General features: G+C 68.6%; 19 protein-coding genes. 8 read left to right on the top strand and 11 right to left on the bottom strand.

Annotated elements, in window-relative coordinates; all coding sequences use genetic code 11:
• Window positions 1–60: 60 nt before the first annotated feature.
• Both melA and FB559_RS31615 read right to left on the bottom strand, forming a co-directional pair.
• On the bottom strand, window positions 61–1356 hold the full coding sequence (gene melA, locus FB559_RS31620; RefSeq protein ID WP_141960448.1) for an alpha-glucosidase/alpha-galactosidase: 1296 nt from the start codon (window positions 1354–1356) through the stop codon (window positions 61–63).
• An 84-nt stretch (window positions 1357–1440) separates the two neighbouring features.
• A complete protein-coding gene (locus FB559_RS31615) occupies window positions 1441–2199 on the bottom strand; it encodes a DeoR/GlpR family DNA-binding transcription regulator (protein WP_141960446.1) in 759 nt (252 codons plus the stop codon).
• A 341-nt stretch (window positions 2200–2540) separates the two neighbouring features.
• On the opposite strand from FB559_RS31615, the gene FB559_RS31610 reads away from it, so the two are divergent.
• From FB559_RS31610 to FB559_RS31590, 5 genes are read left to right on the top strand one after another with little or no spacing between them, the layout of a single operon-like run.
• Entirely contained in the window at window positions 2541–3866 is a 1326-nt protein-coding gene (locus tag FB559_RS31610; RefSeq protein WP_141960444.1) for an ABC transporter substrate-binding protein, read from the top strand.
• 31 nt (window positions 3867–3897) lie between these two features.
• Window positions 3898–4833, top strand: coding sequence for a carbohydrate ABC transporter permease (locus FB559_RS31605; protein WP_141960442.1), 936 nt, complete (start codon window positions 3898–3900; stop codon window positions 4831–4833).
• Window positions 4833–5678 carry a carbohydrate ABC transporter permease gene (locus FB559_RS31600; RefSeq protein WP_141960441.1) on the top strand — a complete coding sequence of 282 codons (846 nt, stop codon included), beginning with the start codon at window positions 4833–4835 and terminating at the stop codon, window positions 5676–5678. Before FB559_RS31605 ends, FB559_RS31600 begins: the two co-directional genes overlap by 1 nt.
• A 36-nt stretch (window positions 5679–5714) precedes the next feature.
• Entirely contained in the window at window positions 5715–7046 is a 1332-nt protein-coding gene (locus tag FB559_RS31595; protein ID WP_141960439.1) for a family 4 glycosyl hydrolase, read from the top strand.
• Window positions 7047–7090: 44 nt separating this feature from the next.
• Complete coding sequence (locus FB559_RS31590) at window positions 7091–7996, top strand: SIS domain-containing protein (RefSeq protein WP_141960437.1); 906 nt, start codon at window positions 7091–7093, stop codon at window positions 7994–7996.
• Here FB559_RS31590 and FB559_RS31585 read toward each other — a convergent pair.
• The 5 genes from FB559_RS31585 to metX are packed head-to-tail and all read right to left on the bottom strand — an operon-like array spanning window position 7971 to window position 11468.
• Window positions 7971–8201 carry a putative glycolipid-binding domain-containing protein gene (locus FB559_RS31585; protein WP_141960435.1) on the bottom strand — a complete coding sequence of 77 codons (231 nt, stop codon included), beginning with the start codon at window positions 8199–8201 and terminating at the stop codon, window positions 7971–7973. The genes FB559_RS31590 and FB559_RS31585 overlap by 26 nt on opposite strands.
• On the bottom strand, window positions 8162–8353 hold the full coding sequence (locus FB559_RS31580) for a hypothetical protein (RefSeq protein ID WP_141960433.1): 192 nt from the start codon (window positions 8351–8353) through the stop codon (window positions 8162–8164). Before FB559_RS31580 ends, FB559_RS31585 begins: the two co-directional genes overlap by 40 nt.
• 19 nt (window positions 8354–8372) lie before the next feature.
• Window positions 8373–8855, bottom strand: a complete 483-nt coding sequence (locus tag FB559_RS31575; RefSeq protein WP_141960431.1) for a CoA-binding protein — start codon at window positions 8853–8855, stop codon at window positions 8373–8375.
• Window positions 8852–10192, bottom strand: coding sequence for an O-acetylhomoserine aminocarboxypropyltransferase/cysteine synthase family protein (locus tag FB559_RS31570; protein ID WP_221640518.1), 1341 nt, complete (start codon window positions 10190–10192; stop codon window positions 8852–8854). Before FB559_RS31570 ends, FB559_RS31575 begins: the two co-directional genes overlap by 4 nt.
• 49 nt (window positions 10193–10241) lie before the next feature.
• On the bottom strand, window positions 10242–11468 hold the full coding sequence (metX, locus tag FB559_RS31565; protein ID WP_141960427.1) for a homoserine O-acetyltransferase MetX: 1227 nt from the start codon (window positions 11466–11468) through the stop codon (window positions 10242–10244).
• 97 nt (window positions 11469–11565) lie between these two features.
• Here metX and FB559_RS31555 point away from each other — a divergent pair, with 97 nt between their 5' ends.
• Both FB559_RS31555 and FB559_RS31550 read left to right on the top strand, forming a co-directional pair.
• The gene (locus tag FB559_RS31555) at window positions 11566–12114 is read left to right on the top strand and encodes an OsmC family protein (RefSeq protein WP_141960425.1); all 549 of its coding nucleotides are present in this window, start codon (window positions 11566–11568) and stop codon (window positions 12112–12114) included.
• A 13-nt stretch (window positions 12115–12127) separates the two neighbouring features.
• Window positions 12128–13399, top strand: a complete 1272-nt coding sequence (locus FB559_RS31550) for an NAD(P)-binding domain-containing protein (protein ID WP_141960423.1) — start codon at window positions 12128–12130, stop codon at window positions 13397–13399.
• Between the two features lie 85 nt (window positions 13400–13484).
• Here FB559_RS31550 and FB559_RS31545 read toward each other — a convergent pair whose 3' ends face one another.
• Window positions 13485–14321: an SAM-dependent methyltransferase gene (locus tag FB559_RS31545; protein ID WP_221640262.1), complete on the bottom strand. Its 837-nt coding sequence runs from the start codon at window positions 14319–14321 to the stop codon at window positions 13485–13487.
• Between the two features lie 127 nt (window positions 14322–14448).
• Between FB559_RS31545 and wrbA the strand changes: the two genes are divergently transcribed.
• Entirely contained in the window at window positions 14449–15159 is a 711-nt protein-coding gene (gene wrbA, locus FB559_RS31540) for an NAD(P)H:quinone oxidoreductase (RefSeq protein ID WP_141960421.1), read from the top strand.
• Here wrbA and FB559_RS31535 read toward each other — a convergent pair.
• The 3 genes from FB559_RS31535 to FB559_RS31525 all read right to left on the bottom strand — a co-directional run bounded on the left by FB559_RS31535 (window position 15135) and on the right by FB559_RS31525 (window position 17629).
• Window positions 15135–15620, bottom strand: a complete 486-nt coding sequence (locus FB559_RS31535) for a MarR family winged helix-turn-helix transcriptional regulator (RefSeq protein WP_141960419.1) — start codon at window positions 15618–15620, stop codon at window positions 15135–15137. The genes wrbA and FB559_RS31535 overlap by 25 nt on opposite strands.
• Window positions 15621–15696: 76 nt before the next feature.
• On the bottom strand, window positions 15697–16545 hold the full coding sequence (locus FB559_RS31530) for a class I SAM-dependent methyltransferase (RefSeq protein ID WP_185792481.1): 849 nt from the start codon (window positions 16543–16545) through the stop codon (window positions 15697–15699).
• A 49-nt stretch (window positions 16546–16594) separates the two neighbouring features.
• Window positions 16595–17629 (bottom strand): ABC transporter permease, encoded by a 1035-nt coding sequence (locus tag FB559_RS31525; RefSeq protein ID WP_141960415.1) that lies wholly within the window; start codon window positions 17627–17629, stop codon window positions 16595–16597.
• Window positions 17630–17670 lie beyond the last annotated feature (41 nt).

Below are 17670 nucleotides of genomic sequence, written 5' to 3'. Positions count from 1 at the left end.
GTCATTCACGCTCTTGTACCCGCCGTCCCTCGCTCGGTGATCGGTACCGACGTCACCAACCTATCGGCGGAGCGCTTCGGGGATCAGGTCGCGGTGTGCGTCGAGTAGTTCGTCGCACAGTGCCTCCGCCTGGCGGGTGGTCAGCACGCTGCCCGCGTTCGGGTCGAGCAGCGCGGCCTGGTAGACGTGCCGGCGATCGCCGTCCAGGACGGCACGTACGGTCAGTTCGACGACGTTGAGGAACGTGCGGTTCAGGGCGGCCAGCTGCGCGGGCAGGGCACCGATGGGCTGCGGATGTGCGCCGGTGGCGTCCACGAGGGCGGGGACTTCGACACAGCATTCGTCGGGCAGGTTGGTGATCAGGCCGTTGTTGCGCACGTTGAGGTAGATCTCGCGTTCCCGGCCGGTCTGGTGTGCGTGGATGAACTCCGAGGCCAGCTCGGACGTCGCCTCAAGGGCGAGCGGCTCCTCGGCGGCCAGTTCGCGGCGGGTCGACTCGTACTCATCGATGTTGCGTTCCGACCGCCGGAGGTACTCCCCGACCGGTACGCGGAACCGCTCGATCTCCTCGTCGTGGTGCATGAACCACGGCACGTACTCGGCGCTGTGTTCGCTGGACTCGGTGGGGAAATAGCCGAAGCGGCGGAAGATCTCGACCCGGACGCGGCGCTGGAGCTGCGGATCGGCGTCGATGGCGGCCCGCAGTGCCGGATACAGGTCCCGCCCCTCGTGCTCGAAGCGGAGGACGAAGGCCTGGTGGTTGAAGCCGGCCGTACGAAAGTCGATCTCCGCCAGTGGCACGCCGACCAGCTCGGCGAGGAGCCGGTGCGTGTCGCGTACCGAATGGCACATGCCGACGACCCGCTGGAACGGCGAACCGGCGTAGACCGCCCACGGCAGCATCGCCATCGGGTTGCTGTAGTTGAGCAGGTACGCGTCCGGTGCCACCTTCGCGAGATCCTCGCCGATCTGGATCAGGACGGGGATCGTGCGCAGGCCGCGGAAGATGCCGCCGATCCCGATCGTGTCCGAGATCGTCTGGCGCACGCCGTAGCGCGCGGGGATGTCGAAGTCGGCGCGCGTGGCGCGGTAGCCCCCGACCTGGATCTCGTTGATCACATAGTCGGCGCCCTCGAGGGCCGCCAGCCGGTCGATGCTCGCGCTCACCCGGGCGCCGGCGCCGGTCTGCTCGTTGACGCGGCGTACCAGCGCCTCCGCGTAGCCGAGCCGGTCGGCGTCGATGTCGTGCAGCGCCAGCTCGAACCGGCCGTGCAACTCGGCGAAACCGCACAGGTCCGCGACGACATTGCGGGTGAACTCGACGCTGCCTGCTCCGATGAACGCAACCTTCGTCATGCTCGGACTATGGCACTCGCGCCGACAATCGCACAACGATGAGCAGGAAACACGCAATATTGGTGCGCATTGGTGCGCGAAACCTCAGACGAGCGTCACTTCGCAGCCGTGCGCCCGTATCCGGTCGATCTGCGCGCCGTCCGCCCGGTCGTCGGTGATCAGCAGGTCGACCTCCGGCATGGCGCAGACCTGGGCGAGCGCCACCCGGCCGATCTTGGTCGCGTCGGCCAGCACGACCGTCTTGCGGGCGCGCTGGAGCAGGGCCGCGTTCGTCCGCGCGCCCTCCGGGTCGTAGTTCGTGCAGCCCGCCGACGCGTCGACGCCGTCCACCCCGACGAAGGCGACGTCGAGGTTGTACCCGGCGAGGAACGCCTCAGTGCTGTGCCCGACCGCCTCCTGGCTGCTGCTGCGCACCTCACCGCCGGCGGCGAACACGCGAAGCCGCGGATTGTCCAGCAGGTGCAGCGCCACGTTGAGGGCGTTGGTCACGACGGTGAGACCCTCCCGTTCGAGCAGCAGGTGCGCGAACTCGGTCACCGTGGTCCCGCCGGTCATGCCGATCACCCGTGCGTCGGCGAGATGCCGGCGGGCCTCGTACGCGATCCTGCGCTTCTCGGCCAGGTCCTGGGTCGTCTTGTAGCTCAACGGCATGTCGTTGAACGCGGCATGGGTCGTGGCACCACCACGAGTGCGGCTGACCAGGCGTTGCTGCTCGAGCACCTCGAGGTCCCGCCGGATCGTCGCGTGCGACACACCGAACTGCTCGGCCAGTTCGGGGACCTCAAGGGACCCGTGCGCGACGATCGCGGACAGGATCTGATGGATGCGTTGGCTGCGTCGCATGGCGCGAGGTTAGCGCACAAACGATCATATTGCGCATTGGGTGTTCAATCTGCGCGCAAACTGCACACGCGCTATCAACCCCCGCGTTCACGGCAAATTTCGCGAACAGAGTGGTTGACGCCTGGCAGAACACCTGCGACAGTCTCTGCCACATCACGCATAACGATCGGTAAACGCGCAGATCTACGTTCGGATCCTGCGCATAGTGCTCGCAGCCGGTGAACGGACCGTCCATCCGCCATCGGCTGGGTCTCGGCCCGCTCGCCCGTATCGGACGGCGGTTCAGCACGGCTCTACACGCCCGCAGCGGCGGGTCGTCTTCCGAGAGAGAGGCGTCGCCCATGCCTTCCGTACGACAGTCCAGGGCCTCTGCGGTGGTCGGTGCGCTGTCCTGTCTGGCCCTGCTGGGTACCGCGTGCTCTGGCGGCGGCACCTCGGGCTCGTCGGCGACCAAAGGCGTCAAGATCAACGTCGCCCTTGCGATCCCGGCTCCGCCCAAGGCCTCACTCGACGCGTTCACCAAGGCCACCGGCATCACGGTCAACTGGACGAACATCGACTGGGACAGTCTGCAGACGAAGATCGCGGCGGGCGCCACCGCCAAGACCTACTTCGCGGACGCCACCGACGTCGACTGGTCACGGGTCGGCCAGCTCGGCAAGCTCAACTGGTTCTATCCGATGGAAACCTACGTCGACACGAAGTCGCTCACCGCCGACATGCCCCAGCTCGCGTCGTTCACCATCGGCGGGCACGTCGTCGGGATCCCGTTCGACGCGTCCTTCCTGGTGACCACCGTGAACACGAAGATGTTCACCAAGGCCGGCGTGACCAAGATGCCGACCACGATCGACCAGTACACACAGGACCTCAAGCAGATCAAGGCGAAGGGCGGAGTCCAGTATCCACTGAACATCCCGTTCGCCGCCGCGGAAGGGCTGTCGACGTACTGGTACCAGACGACGGCGGCGTTCGGCGGCACGATCCTCGACGGACAGGGCAAACCCCAGTTCGCGACTCCCGGCTCGCCCGGGTACAAGGCGGCGCAGTGGATGGTCGACGCGCTCAAGCAGGGTCTCGTCCCGCCGGGCAACATCAACGTCAGTGACAGTCAGGGCCAGCAGACGCTGATGGCGCAGGGACAGGTCGCCAGCACCTTCGGCGACTACTCCGGCAACATCGGCAGCCTCTACGACGTACCGGCCGCCTCGAAGGTGGTCCACCAGGTGGACTATCTCGCCACCCCCGGGGTGACCGGACCGGGCCCGAACATGAGCAACCCGGACGGCATCGGCATCCCGCGTACGGCGAAGTACCCGGCCGCGGCGGCGAAGTTCATCCAGTGGTTCACCTCGGCGGCCAACCAGGCCGACTTCGCCGGCCTCAACGGACCGGACAAGGCGCTGAAGAGCTACAACTTCCCGTCCCGGCTGACCGCGGTCGACCAGCTCGCCACCAAGGGAAAGCTCGTCAAGGGCTCCGCGCTCAGCGCGATGCTCAAGTCCAGCGCCCGGCCGGTGTTCCCGGCGGGAGCACCGTCGTGGTACCCGCAGTTCTCCAACTCCGTCTACACGAACCTGCATTCGGCCGCGACCGGCTCGCTGAGTGTCGACGCGGCGATCAAGGCGATCGCCGCCACCGCGAACCGCCTGGCGAGCGGCGGGTGAGCGGGCACAGGACGGCCACGGGGTCGCGCCGATGAGCGAGGGGCAACTCGACGCGCCGCCGGTGACGGCATCAGCGGACGGGCCGGCGGGTAAGCGTCGCCGCCGGTTCGATCCGCTGCCCTATCTCCTCGTATCGCCCCTGGCGCTGTTCATCATCGCCCTGGCGCTGGTTCCGGCCGCCTTCACGATCATCGAGTCGTTCTTCCGGGTCGACGCTCTCGACCCGCCGACGCGTTTCATCGGACTGGGCAACTTCCGGCGGCTGTTCGGCGACCACGTGGTGCTGACCAGCGCGGAGAACACGCTGATCTATGTGCTGATCGGTGTCGGGCTCTCGACGGTTCTCGGCATCGCGATGGCGATCACCCTGCAGCACAAGTTCGCCGGCCGCTCGGCGCTCATCGCGATCCTGATCCTGCCCTGGGCCCTGCCCGGGGTCGTCGAGGGAATCGTGTGGAGCGGCATCTGGAACGCGAACACCGGGCTGCTCAACAGTGTGCTCACGTCGCTGCACATGGTCGACCACTATCACGTCTTTCTCGGCCAGCACCGCTGGCGGACGATCGCGCTGATCGAGCTGGTGCAGGTCTGGCAGATCACACCGTTGTCGGCGCTGCTGGTGCTGGCCTCGCTGCAGAACATCCCCGGTGACCTGTACGAGGCGGCGCGCCTGGACGGGTGCTCGCCATGGGCGGCGTTCCGGCGGATCACACTGCCGCTCGCCCGCCCCGGTGTCGCGGTGGCCATGGTGCAGGCGGTGATCGCGACCTTGAACGTCTTCGACCAGCCGTATGTGCTCAACGGCGCGGCGTCGACCGGCTCGTCGGTGATGGTGCAGACCTACTTCATCAGCTTCCAGAACCTGGACTTCGGCGAGGGGTACGCCCTGTCGCTGCTGATCACCCTGGCCACCCTGGCCATGTCCTTCTGCGTCGTCAAACTCGTGTACCGGACGGTGGAGTACTGATGGCTGTTCGCACCCGCCGCCGGATACGCGCGCGCTGGTTCGGGGTGGCGTTCATCGTCCTGTGGTCGCTGGTACCGATCTACTGGACGATCAACACCAGCCTGCAGACGGAGGCGCAGGCCGGCAGCAAGCCCGCGCACTATGTGCCACCGACACCGACGCTGGCGCACTACGTCAGCCTGCTCGGCGACTCCGGCGAGCTTCCGGACCAGATCCGCCGGTCGACGATCAACATTCTGATCGAGTGTTCCGCCGCGACCATCATCACGGTGCTGCTGTCCACGCTCGCGGCCTACGCGTTCGCGCGGATGACGTTCCGCGGCCGCAACGTGCTGTTCTACACGGTGCTGGCCACGATGGCCTTCCCGGCTTACACGACACTGATCCCGCTGTACCGGATCCTCGGCGACTTCGGCCTCGTCAACACCTACACCGGCATCGTGCTGGTGTACGTGTCCGGCTTCCTGCCCCTGGCGACCTGGATCATGTACAACTACCTCACCAGCCTGCCGGCCGCCATCGAGGAGGCCGGCCAGGTCGACGGCGCGAGCCGCATGCAGGTCCTCTGGTACGTACTCCTGCCCCTGGCCCTGCCGGGCATCGTGTCAACGGCGATCATCACGTTCCTCTTCTCGTGGACGCAGTTCCTCTTCCCGCTGGTCCTGTCGACCGACCTGTCGACCCAGCCCCTCACCGTGGTCGTCCAGGCGCTGCAGGGACAGCACGTCGTTCCGACCACACTGCTCAGTGCGGCCGGGGTGATCGCCATCGCAGTCCCGGCGGTCATCGGGCTGACGCTCAACCGGTACATCGTGAGCGGGCTGCTGACCGGGAGTGTGAAGTGAGTCCCGTACGGCCGTCCCGTCGCCGGGGAGGACGGCATGGCTGACAAGGGATTCGTGCTCATCGGTGCCGGCAGCACGGTGTTCACCCCCGGGCTGCTGCGTGACATCACGTCATCGCCGGCGTTCGACGACCACACGGTGCACCTCGTGGACACCAACGGCGAGGCCGCCGAGACCATGGCCGTCGTCGGCCGCCGGCTCGCCGCGCGGCAAGGCTCCGGCGTACGGATCGAGGCGCACACGGACCGGCGCGCGGCGTTGCCCGGCGCGAGGTTCGTCGTCACGACCATCGCGGTCGGAGCCGCCGGGGGATGGCGGGCGGACCTGGAGATCCCGGCGCGGTACGGCATCCGCCAGACGGTGGGCGACAGCGTCGGCCCCGGCGGTGTGCTGCGCGCGCTGCGGCATGTTCCCGAGCTGGTGGCGATCGCCCGCGACGTCGCCGATCTCGCGCCCGCCGCATGGCTGATCAACTACAGCAACCCGCTGACCGCCAACGTCCGTGCGATCACCCAGCAGACCGGCGTCCGGGCGATCGGCCTGTGTCACGGGACCATGCACACGAAATCGGCGCTGTCGAAGGCGCTGGGCCTCGATCCCGATGACGTGCATGCCGTGTTCGCCGGCCTCAACCATCTGTCCTGGCTGCTCGACATCCGAAGTGGTGACACCGATCTGTACCCCCGGCTGCGCGAGCTGGTGGAAGCGCGGGCCGGTGGCCGGGACGCGCCCTCCTCGCGCGTCGAGGGGGTGCACGCGGCCGTGTCGGCCGATCTGATGCGCACCTTCGGCCGCTACCCGGCGCCCGGTGACCGTCATGTCGCGGAGTTCTTCCCGGGGTACCTGTCCCCCGGCTCCGATGCGCTGCCGTGGGGCCTGCAGGGCGGTCAGGACATGACATTCGAATACATCGGCGAGAAGAGCCGGCTGTGGGACGACCTGCGGGCGCAGGCCGGGGGCACCGCTCCGCTCCGGGTCTCGGCCGACCAGGAGGCCGAACGCGTGGTGAGCATCGCCGCGGCGCTGATGGGCGACCGGGACACCGTCGAGCCGTCCGTGAACCTGCCCAACGACGGCAAGATCCCCAACCTGCCCGCGACCGCCGTGGTGGAGGTGCCGGCGGTCGTCGGCGCCGGCCGGATCACCGGCCTGGGCATCGGCCCGCTGCCGCCGGCAATCGCCGCGGTCCTCAGCGCGCGCGCCGGCCAGCAGGAGCTGACCGTACGGGCCGCGGTGACCGGTGAGCGCGACACGGCCCTCCAGGCCCTGACCCTCGACCCACTCGTCGGCGACGCCGGCACCGCGAGGGCGATTCTCGACGACGCGGTGCTCGCCCACGCCCCCTACCTGGACGGATTCAAGTCCTGACCATCGACAGCCACCGCTCCGTCCCAGAGAAGGGGAACTCCGCCGTGTCCTCCGCGCGACCTCTTGGCCAGGTCACCTCCGACGAAATCGCAAGCCAGCCCGACTGCTGGATCCGCGCACAGGAACAGGCGCGTTCTGGGCTGAGCGGGCTGCCCGAACCGGGCGAGCGGGTTCTCGCGCTGGGCTGTGGCACGTCCTACTACGTCGCGGCCGGGTATGCCTGGCTACGCGAACAGCGCGGGCACGGACAGACCGATGCGGTCATCGCGTCGGAGCTGCCTCCGGTGATCCGCGACTACGACCGCGTGGTGGCGATCAGCCGATCGGGCACCACGACCGAGGTCCACCAGGCACTGCTGCGACTGCGCGAGTACGCGCGGACCACCGCGATACTCGGCGCGCTCGACACGCCGATCGCCTCCCTGGCCACGGACGTCATCGACCTCTCGTACGCCGACGAGCGCAGCATCGTGCAGACACGGTTCCCGACGACGGTGCTGACCCTGCTGCGCGCCCAGCTCGGCGACGACGCGCAGGCCCAGGCCGACCTGGTCGGCAGCGGAGAGCGGGCGACGAGCGCCGAGGTCTCGGAGGCCGCGCCCCGGCAACTGGTCATCCTCGCTTCGGGATGGGCCGCCGCGCTCGCCCAGGAGGCGGCGTTGAAATGCCGCGAGTCCGCGGGCATGTGGGCGGAGGCGTACGCGACCGGCGAGTACCGCCACGGACCGATCAGCGCCGCCCGGCCGGGCACCCTCGTGTGGGCGATGACGCCACTGTCGGACGTGGAGATCGCCGCCATCGAGGCGACCGGGGCCCGCATCCACCGAGGGGGTACGGAACCCCAAGCCGAACTCGTGCTCCTGCAACGCCACGCGATCGCCTGGGCGGCCTCGGCAGGACGCGACGCCGACATCCCGGTGCACCTCACCCGGTCCGTGGTCGAGCTCTGACGCGCTCGGCCAGGAACGGATAGTCGAGGACGACATGGTCGGGGTCCGTCGTCAGCTCATGGACCTTGTCCGTCGAGCCACGGTAGAGGGCCGTCGTCCCTTCTCGTCCCACATTCGTGACCATGTACTGCTGCGTGATCGGGACGACCTCCAGCGACGGCACCTTCACCAGCGCCGCTCCACCAGCAGGCTCCTCGTCCGCCATCCGTCGCCTGCTTCGAGACGCCAGGTGAGCTCGTAGTCCAGGGTGACACTCACTCCCCCGGCCTCGCACGAGTCGCCGTCGAACTCGGCGCGGGCGATGTCGAAACGGTGCGGGTCGTCCAGGCCCCTCCAGGCGAATGTCGCCGTCTTCACCCCGCGCCTTCCGCCTCGGCTACTGGAGTCCCGCGCGGACGGAGGTGATGCGCTGGGTGTTGAAGCCGAGCCAGTGCATCCGGCCCACGTAGCGCGCGTGCTCGATCTTTAGGCAGCGGTCCATGACCACCGTCGCGCCGCCGTCCTCCGCGATCCGCGCGCCCTCCTCGTTGATCACGCCGAACTGGCACCACAGGGCACCGGCGTCGATCGCCACGGTGTCCCGCGCGATCCCCGGCAGCGCGTCCGGCGCGCGGAAGACGTTCACGACGTCCACGGGCACGGGCACGTCCAGCAGGCTCGGGTAGCACGTCTCGCCGAGGATTTGCGCCTCGCGGGGATTCACCGGGATCACGCGGTAGCCGTGGCGCTTGAGGTAGTAGCCGACGAAGTAGCTGGCTCGCAGCTCGTTGTTCGACAGGCCCACGACCGCGATCGTCTTCGCGGTGTGGAGCACGCGTTGGATCGTCGACGGGTCCTGGTAGTGGCTGAGGTCGGTCATGCTCTCGCTGTCCCTTCCCCCGCTGCCGCGGCGACGAGCGCGAAACTCTGTTCGAGGTCCCAGATCAGGTCCTCGACGGACTCGGTGCCGACCGACAGCCGCACCGTCCCCGGCGCGACGCCGGCCGCACGGAGCTCGTCGTCGCTCAGCTGACGGTGCGTCGTGCTGGCGGGGTGGATGATCAGGCTCTTCGCGTCGCCGACGTTCGCCAGGTGGGACCAGAGCGTCACGCCGCGGATGAGGTCCTGCCCGCCGTCGCGGCCACCCGCGCAGTCGAAGGAGAACACCGCGCCGACACCACGCGGCAGATACTTCTCCACGAGCGGCCGGTATTTGCTCGTCGGCAGGCCGGGGTAGGTGACATTCGACGCCAGCTCGTGCGACTCGAGGAACGCCGCGATCGCCCGTGCGTTCTCCACGTGGCGTTCCATCCGCAGCGACAGCGTCTCGAGCCCCTGCAGGAACAGGAACGCGTTGAGCGGCGCGAGCGTCGCGCCGAGATCGCGCAGGGTCTCGGCGCGCAGCTTCATCAGATAGCCGTAGGTCCCGAACGTCTCGTGGAACTGCAGGCCGTGGTAGGCGGGCGACGGATCCGCGATCACGGGGAACCGCCCGTTGGACCAGTTGAACGTGCCCGCCTCGACGACGACACCGCCGATGCTCGTGCCGTGGCCGCCGATGAACTTCGTCGCCGAGTGAACCACGATGTCGGCGCCCCACTCGATCGGGCGGCACAGGTACGGCGTCGCGAACGTGTTGTCCACGACCAGTGGCAGCCCGTGCTCGTGCGCGATGGAGGCCACGGTCTCGATGTCCAGCACGTTGCCGGCGGGGTTGCCGATCGTCTCACCGAAGAAGGCCTTGGTGTTCGCGCGTACCGCCTGCCGCCACGCGTCCGGATCATCGGGATCGACCCACGTCAGCTCGACGTTCATCTTGCGCAGCAGGTGCTTGAGCTGGTTCACCGTGCCGCCGTAGAGCGCCGAGGACGAGACGATGTGGTCGCCCGGCTCCAGCAGCGTGAAGAGCGCGGCCGCCTGCGCGGCGATCCCGCTGGCGAACGCCACCGCGCCGACGCCGCCCTCGAGGTTCGCCACGCGCTCCTCGAACACCGCGACGGTGGGGTTCATGATGCGCGAGTAGGTGTTCCCGTACTCCTGGAGGTTGAAGTACGCCGCCGCGGATTCCGGGTCCTCGAACACGTAGCTGGTCGTCTGGAAGATCGGTACCGCGCGTGCGCCCGTGTTCGGGTCGGGCCGTTGTCCGGCATGCAGCTGCCGCGTCTCGAATCCGAACGCGCGGGCTTCCTCGGCGCGGGGAAGGTCGTCGGTCACCAAAGCCCTTTCGCGTGGCTTGCGGAGCGGATCAGTGGGCACTGTACGGGCGTCACCCGCCGGCCCTGCCTTCGGCCAGGCCGTGTTCGCTCAGGAACCGGCGGATGATGGGCGTCTGGCGCGCCTCCTCGAGCAGGAAGCAGTCGTGGCCGTACGGCGCCTCTATCAGCTGAAACTCTACCGGCTTGCCGAGAACGCGAAGCGCCTCCTCGATCTCCCTCGACGCCGACGGCGGGTACAGCCAGTCGGAGCTGAACGCGATCAGCAGCGTGCGCGCCGAGACGTGTTCGAGTGCCCGCGCGAGCGATCCGCCGCCGTGCTGCCGCGCGAGATCGAAATAGGTCAGCGCACGCGACGTGAAGAGATAGGTGTTGGCGTCGAAGCGCTTGACGAACGAGTCGGCCTGGTGGCGCAGGTAGTTCTCGACCTCGAACTCCGGGTCGGTGATCGTGTAGCGGATGTCGTCGGCGAACTGCAGCCGCCGGCCGAACCTCTCGCTCAGCGCCGGTGCGGACAGGTACGTGACGTGCCCGACCATCCGCGCCACGCCCATGCCGGCGTGGGGCGTACGGCCCGTGCCGTAGTAGTGGCCGCCCTGCCAGGCGGGGTCGCGCATGATCGCGTCACGCGCGATCGCGTTCCAGGCCACGCCCTGCGGGTGCAGGGCGTGCGTGCTGGCGATCGCCACGATGGCATCGACCTGGTCAGGGAACTGCACGGCCCACTGCAACGCCTGCATCCCGCCGAGCGAGCCGCCGGCCACCGCCGCGAGCCGCTCGATACCGAGGACGTCGAGGAACGCGCGCTCGGTGCGCACCATGTCCGCGACGGTGATAACGGGGAAGCCGGACCCGTACGGCTCGCCCGTCGCCGGGTCGATCGACGACGGCCCCGTCGTCCCGCTACAGCCGCCGAGCAGGTTCGTGGAGATGACGAAGAAGCGGTCGGTGTCGAACGCCTTGCCGGGGCCGATCATGCCGTCCCACCAGCCGAGTCCCTTGCGGGCCGAGCCGTCGCGGTCCTCGGCGCCGAACCCGTCGCGCGTGCTGTCCCCTGACGGCGTCTTCGAGGTGCCGGCCGCGTGGGCGTCGCCGCTGAGCGCATGGCACACCAGGATGACGTTGTCACGCTCGGGCGAGAGGGTGCCGTAGGTCTCGTACGCCACGCGGATCGGGTGCAGGGTCCGCCCGCAGTCCAGCCGCACGGGTTCGGGCAGATCGAGGTACTGCGTCTCGACACTGCCGACCGAGCCGGTTGGGAGCGTCGAGGCTGTGACCATGGGCGGAATCATAGCTCTAGTCATAATCTGCCTGGCCACTATATTGTCAAGCATCCCGATGGGGAACCAGGGAATAGGGCGAAGGGGACACCGCGACATGACGACGATCGACAACGGAGTCAACGTTCAGGCACTGCTCGAGGCACGCGAGGCGCTGAAGGGCGCGCCCGAGGCGGCACAGTTCACCTGGCGGGCATCCTCCAAGTGGCAGAACGGCGTCCACAGCACGACGACGATCCAGAACTTCTTCGGCCTCGGGCAGGAACAGAGCCACAAGCGCGAGACGGAGTTCACCGCCGACCACCCCGAGGTCTTCGCGGCGGAGGACCACGGCATCACGCCGATCGAGTACCTCCTCGTCGGCCTGGCGAGCTGCCTGACGGCGGGCGTGGCGTCCGTCGCGCAGAATCGCGGCATCCAGCTGCGCTCGGTCGAGGCGACGGTCGAGGGCAACCACGACATCCGCGGCATCCTCGGTGCGGACAGCGACGTACGCAACGGCTTCAACGACATCAAGGTGACGTTCGCCATCGACGCGGACGCGTCGCAGCAGGACATCGAGGCGCTGGTCGCCCAGTCCGAGAAGCGCTCGGCCGTGTTCGACGCCCTCACGAACCCGACGAACGTCACCGTCGAGGTCGCCTGAGGGAGACCGGGCCATCGAACACTTCAGCACCGTCGTCATCGGCGCGGGGCACGCGGGCCTCGCCGCCAGCCACTTTCTCCGCGACCGGTCGATCGACCACGTCGTGCTCGAGCGCGGCGAGGTGGCGAACTCCTGGCGACGCGAACGCTGGGACTCCCTGCGGCTGCTCACTCCCAACTGGCAGAGCCGCCTGCCGGGCCATCGGTACGACGGCCCGGACCCCGACGGCTACATGACGATGGGCGAAGTGGTCGATTTCATCGAGCGCTTCGCCACCGTCACACGCGCTCCCGTCCGTACCGGCACGAACGTCACATCGGTACGACGCACCGACGGCGGGTACCACGTGACGACGAGCCGCGGCGAGATTCGCTGCCGTGCGGTGGTCATCGCGAGCGGCGCCTGCAACCGGCCGACGGTGCCGGAGTTCACCGATGCGGTGCCGTCGTCCATCGCGCAACTGACGCCGTTCGACTACCGCGACCCCGGCTCGCTCCCCGACGGCGGCGTACTCGTCGTGGGCGCGTCGGCGACCGGCGTACAGCTGGCGGCCGAGCTGAGGCGGTCGGGGCGGCCGGTGACCCTCTCGGTGGGAGAGCACGTACGGTTGCCGCGCCTGTACCGCGGGCGCGATGTGCTGTGGTGGATGGACGCGTCCGGCGTATGGGACCAGCGCCACGACGAGGTCGATGACCTGACAAGGGCCCGGCGGCTGCCCTCACCGCAGCTGGTCGGGACGCCCGAGCGCAGGACGCTCGACCTCAACACGCTGGCCGCGATGGGTGTCGAGCTGGTGGGCCGCTGGGCGACCGTACGCGATGGCCGCGCGCTGTTCTCCGGTGGCCTGCGCAACGTGTTCTCGCTCGCGGACCTGAAGATGCGGCGCCTGCTGGACACGTTCGACGACTGGGCCCGGCTCAAGGGGTACGACGCCGAGGTCGACGCTCCCGAACGCTTCGCGCCGACACTCGCGCCCGAGTCGGCGCGATGGCAACTCGACCTGCGAAGCGGTGAGATCCACGCGATCGTGTGGGCGACGGGATTCCGCCCGGACTACGGATGGCTCGACGTCCCCGTGGTCGACGCGAAGGGCCGGCTGACCCACGAGGGCGGTGTGGTCGACAGCCCGGGACTGTACGCGCTGGGACTGCCCGTGCTCCGGCGGCGCAGGTCCACGTTCATCCACGGCATCGAGGACGACGCGCGCGAGGTGGTCGATCACCTCGCGCGACACCTGGCCGGTGACGCCTCAGAAGACCTCGAAACGCACCTGCGCAGTCCCTGAGGCGCCGCCCGTCGACCCGGAAATGGCTTCAGTGCTTCTTCTGTCGTCACAGGGGAAGGTCCCGTTCTTCTAGCAGGCGCAGAGATCAAAGCCGTGTGGCGGTGACCAGCCAGCTGTGCGCCGCGCCGGGCTGGTCGGGGTCGTAGGCCGGATGCACCTGCCGGCCATAGGTATGCGCGACGGTGGCGAGCTCTCTGATGTCCGGCCTCCAGCCGTGACGGCGCAGCCACGTGTCCGGATCGCTCGGCCCGGACCGCCAGAGCCGGGCGAGCCCGGGGCTGATCGACGTGAGGGCCTGCCGCAGCGCGTCACTGTCCTCGATGTGGTCGAAGCCGATGACGCTGCCGTGGACGCTGATGTCGCCGATCTCGGTGAGCAGACGGCCGGCGTCGCTCTCGTCCATCGCGTAGAGGAGTCCCTCGACGAGCCAGGCGGTTCTGCGGCCGTGCGAGAACCCGGCCTCCATCAGTGCGGCGGACCAGTCCTCACGCAGGTCGGCCTCGACGGCGCGTACGCCGGTGTGCGCGGTGGCCGAATGCACTTGCAGGACGCGTTGCTTGAAACGCAGGACCGCCGGCCGGTCTACCTCGAAGAGCTCGGTACCGGCCGGCCACGCGATCCGGTGGGCCCGGCTGTCCATCCCGGCCGCCAGGAGCACCACCTGACGGCATCCGCTCGACGCCGCCGAGACCAGCGCCTCGTCGAGGAATCTGGTCCGCACCGCGGCCTGGACCCCCATGATCGCCGCGAAGGCGGCCTTGGCCGCGGTCGGCTCGGCGTCGACGCCCGCCGCATCGAGGAACATCTCGGCATACGGGTCCTCGAACAGGCGGTCAGCCCGCCGAGTCTCGGCCGCGCGAAGAGCGGCCACCTCGAAAGCCGTTCTTCCGATCGCATCGATCTCGGAGATATCCCTGCTCATCTGTTCACCTCCGTCACATCCAGCACCAACGCGTCATTAGTCGCTGCCGCGACAGTATCACATGATACCGTCGCAAGTGAAACAGAAAATGGTGCCGGCCGATCGAATACGACAAGGGAGTTAAGACATGTCCGAATCGAGCAACGTCGCCATCGTCTATTACTCCGCAACGGGCACGATCCACACACTGGCCGACGCCGTGCGCGCCGGTGCCACCGATGCCGGGGCGGCCGTAAGGCTACGAAGGGTCGAGGAGCTCGCGCCACTGAAGGCGATCCTCAGCAACGACGCCTGGGTGCACAACCTCGCCGCCACGAGCCGCGTTCCACTGGCCACTCACGAGGATCTGCTCTGGGCCGATGCCGTCATCTTCGGCACTCCCGCCCGCTTCGGGAATGTCGCCAGTCAGCTGAAGCAGTTCATCGACACGTTGTCCGGCCTGTGGCGACAAGATCTTCTCTCGGACAAGGTCTACAGCGGATTCACCTCGACCGCCTCGGCTCACGGCGGGCAGGAATCGACGCTACTCGCGTTGTACAACTCCATTTATCACTTCGGTGGCATCATCGCTTCGCCTGGATACAAGAACCACATCAACGACTCCGCGGGAAATCCCTACGGCGCCGGCCATGTGACAGGCGAGGACGGCTCGATACCCGTCGACGAGACCGCCCTGAACGCCGCGCGATTCCAGGGGGAACGGATCGCGGGCCTGGCCGCGACGTTCAAGACCGGGCGGGCCGCCCAGCGCCTCGCTCTCACCGCCGCCGGTGAAGACTCCCGCCGGCGGTCCGGCCTGTCACTCGCCCGTCGTCATGTTGCGCTGGAGGGTGGATAGGTGAAGCGCGTCAGCAGGTCAACGAGCTGATCGGTCTCGCCCGGACGAAGGTGGGCGACCAGCCCGTCGGCCAGACCGGCGGCACTGGCCTGAGCCGTGTCGAAGACCTCGAGCCCGCGGGCCGTGATCTCGACCGCGCGGACCCGGCGGTCCCCGGCCACGGCCCGGCGCACCGCGTAGCCGGCGGATTCGAGATCGTCGACGACGCGCATGATGGCCGCCTTGTCGAAACCCGTCTCGAACCCCAGGTCACGCTGGGTGGTCGGACCCTCCTCGACAAGCACGATCAGGACGGCGAGGTGACGCAGCTCCAGCCCGAGGGGCCTCACCGCGGCCGCCATCGTCGAGGCCGCACGGGCATGCGCCCGGCGAAGCAGGAGCCCGAGCGCGAACGGCGAACCGCCATGCGGACCGGCGGTCACGCGCTCGGCCTCAGCGCCCTCACCCGGTCCGCGACTCATCCTCCGGACTATACCGCAAAATCGGTTCGAATAATATCGTATCGTTTGATACTAGTTTGGCTCTGGCAGTTGCGGCTCACCCTCGGCGCGCCGTCCAGATACGAGCTCCGGTCTGGAGGCCGACGCCTTCGGAGGTCTGGTGCTCGGCCAGCATGGCGCGCAGACGACGGCGCGCTTCGGCCGTGTCGGCCTCGTCCAGGTCCGTCATGAGCCCGTGGACCGGCCCGCCGGGAAGAGTGAGACACGCCTCCGCATCCTCGGGACTCTTGCCCAGGAATATGAGTTCGTCCACGTCCTCCCCCGCGACGTCGACGAAGCCCGAAGCCTTCAGCATCTGGAGGACGTCGGCCTCGTCGGCCATCGCGAAGGGGCTCGGCACACCCGCGGGGGGACCGGGCAGCGTACGCCCCATCGCCATCGCGTCCATCTGCAGCGTCACCCAGGGATTGTCGGCCAGCGCACGCCACACGATGATCGCCAGCTCACCACCAGGGCGAAGGGCTTGACCGAGGTTCTCGAACGCGGCCTGCCGGTCGGAGAAGAACATCACGCCGAACGAACTGATCACCTTGTCGAACCCGCCCACCGGGAAGGGATGGACCTGCGCGTCGGCACGCTCGAACTCGATATCGTCCAGCCCTTCGGCCGAGGCCAGCCGCCGGGCCTTTTCCAGCATCGGCGACGAAAGGTCCGCCCCGAGGGCGTACCCCTCGGAGCCCGCGGTTCGCGCGACGGCCCGCGTCGTGGCCCCGGTGCCACAGCCGACGTCCAGGATCCGCTCGCCGGCGCTCACGCTCGCGGCCCTGAGCAGCCGATCCCGCAGAAGGCGGACGCCACCTTCGTAGTAGTCCGAATAGGTGGCCCAGTGGACTCCGGCCACGCCGTTCCACGCGGCGGCCTGCTCAACATTGACGATCTCTGCCATGGTCACGAACTCCTTGAATGTCGGTTGAGTGGAATGCCGGTGAGAACCCTCACGGCCTGACGCTCTGGATCGACGGCACATGCTTGGCCACGTGCACGGGCTGCGACCTCCAGCGCGGGCGCAGCGTCTTCTCGGCGATCAGCAGGAGGCCGCACCCCGCCCATACCGACAGCACGATCGCGGGTTCGGCCGCACCGTTGCCGCCGAAGAACGCACTGCTGCGCAGCAACTCGGCCGCCGCGCCCGGGGGAAGGAACCGGCCGATCCACCCGACGGGCTGGGGCAACAGCTCCGGGGCGGCGGATACGCCGGAGAACGGATTGCCGACGAAGACCATGAGCAGGGCCCCCAGCACCTGACCGGCCCGGCCCAGCAGCCATCCCAACCCCACGACCGTGGTGGAGATGGCCATTACGGTCAGCCCCAGGACAGCGGCGTTCGCGATCCAGTGACCACTGAGCACGTCGAGCCAGGACTGGACGACGGTGGCCGCCGCGAGGCCGGCGGCGGCCGACGCCGCGATCAGAGCCCCCATCTGCATCAGTCCTCGGACGGTCAACGTCGCGATGATGAGCCCGGTGAGAACACCCGTGAGCACCAACGGGAGCACCGTCGAGCTCAGGGCCGCACCGCGCGGGTCATGGGCGTCGGCGGGCACGACGTCGACGATGTTCACAGGCCTGGCGGCGGCCGGGCGTACGGGCGGGTCCGCGGACGGATGCGCCACCAACTGCGGGGCGACGGCCACGATCTGCTGAGCGACCAGCGGGCTCGCCGCGGACGACGTGAGTACGGTCATCCCCGTGGGAGTGGCGACGAAGGCGCCGTAGACCTGCCGGTCTTCGATCGCCCGCTTCGCCGCCGCGCCGTCGGGATAGACGTGGACGTCGAAGGCGCCGGCCCGCTCTTCCAGCCGTACGAGGAGGGGGGCGATGGTCTGCGTGCTTCCGACCACCGCGATGGGCAGGCTCCGCGGCTCCAACCTGGCCGATGGCCACGCGAACGCCGCCAGAGCCGCGAATGCGATGACGGGTGCCGCCACGACGCACGCGAGCAGGCGCATCGGCCGGCGTGGTTTTCTCATGACCATCACAGTCCTCAGAGATCTTCGGTAGGAGCGGCGCC

The sequence above is a fragment of the Actinoallomurus bryophytorum genome (assembly GCF_006716425.1).
In the GTDB taxonomy this organism is placed as follows: Bacteria; Actinomycetota; Actinomycetes; order Streptosporangiales; family Streptosporangiaceae; genus Actinoallomurus; species Actinoallomurus bryophytorum.
Note: the sequence above shows the minus strand (reverse complement) of the source record. Positions and strands in the feature narration are given on the sequence as shown.

Bases quoted from the DNA above. Each gene is read 5' to 3' on its own strand.
- FB559_RS31595 (WP_141960439.1), top strand. From the start codon at position 5,715: ATGGCTGACAAGGGATTCGTGCTCATCGGTGCCGGCAGCACGGTGTTC.
- FB559_RS31615 (WP_141960446.1), bottom strand. From the start codon at position 2,199: ATGCGACGCAGCCAACGCATCCATCAGATCCTGTCCGCGATCGTCGCG.
- metX (WP_141960427.1), bottom strand. From the start codon at position 11,468: ATGGTCACAGCCTCGACGCTCCCAACCGGCTCGGTCGGCAGTGTCGAG.
- FB559_RS31605 (WP_141960442.1), top strand. From the start codon at position 3,898: ATGAGCGAGGGGCAACTCGACGCGCCGCCGGTGACGGCATCAGCGGAC.
- FB559_RS31530 (WP_185792481.1), bottom strand. From the start codon at position 16,545: ATGGCAGAGATCGTCAATGTTGAGCAGGCCGCCGCGTGGAACGGCGTG.
- FB559_RS31545 (WP_221640262.1), bottom strand. From the start codon at position 14,321: ATGAGCAGGGATATCTCCGAGATCGATGCGATCGGAAGAACGGCTTTC.
- wrbA (WP_141960421.1), top strand. From the start codon at position 14,449: ATGTCCGAATCGAGCAACGTCGCCATCGTCTATTACTCCGCAACGGGC.
- FB559_RS31610 (WP_141960444.1), top strand. From the start codon at position 2,541: ATGCCTTCCGTACGACAGTCCAGGGCCTCTGCGGTGGTCGGTGCGCTG.
- FB559_RS31555 (WP_141960425.1), top strand. From the start codon at position 11,566: ATGACGACGATCGACAACGGAGTCAACGTTCAGGCACTGCTCGAGGCA.
- FB559_RS31585 (WP_141960435.1), bottom strand. From the start codon at position 8,201: ATGGCGGACGAGGAGCCTGCTGGTGGAGCGGCGCTGGTGAAGGTGCCG.
- melA (WP_141960448.1), bottom strand. From the start codon at position 1,356: ATGACGAAGGTTGCGTTCATCGGAGCAGGCAGCGTCGAGTTCACCCGC.
- FB559_RS31575 (WP_141960431.1), bottom strand. From the start codon at position 8,855: ATGACCGACCTCAGCCACTACCAGGACCCGTCGACGATCCAACGCGTG.
- FB559_RS31535 (WP_141960419.1), bottom strand. From the start codon at position 15,620: ATGAGTCGCGGACCGGGTGAGGGCGCTGAGGCCGAGCGCGTGACCGCC.
- FB559_RS31600 (WP_141960441.1), top strand. From the start codon at position 4,833: ATGGCTGTTCGCACCCGCCGCCGGATACGCGCGCGCTGGTTCGGGGTG.
- FB559_RS31525 (WP_141960415.1), bottom strand. From the start codon at position 17,629: ATGAGAAAACCACGCCGGCCGATGCGCCTGCTCGCGTGCGTCGTGGCG.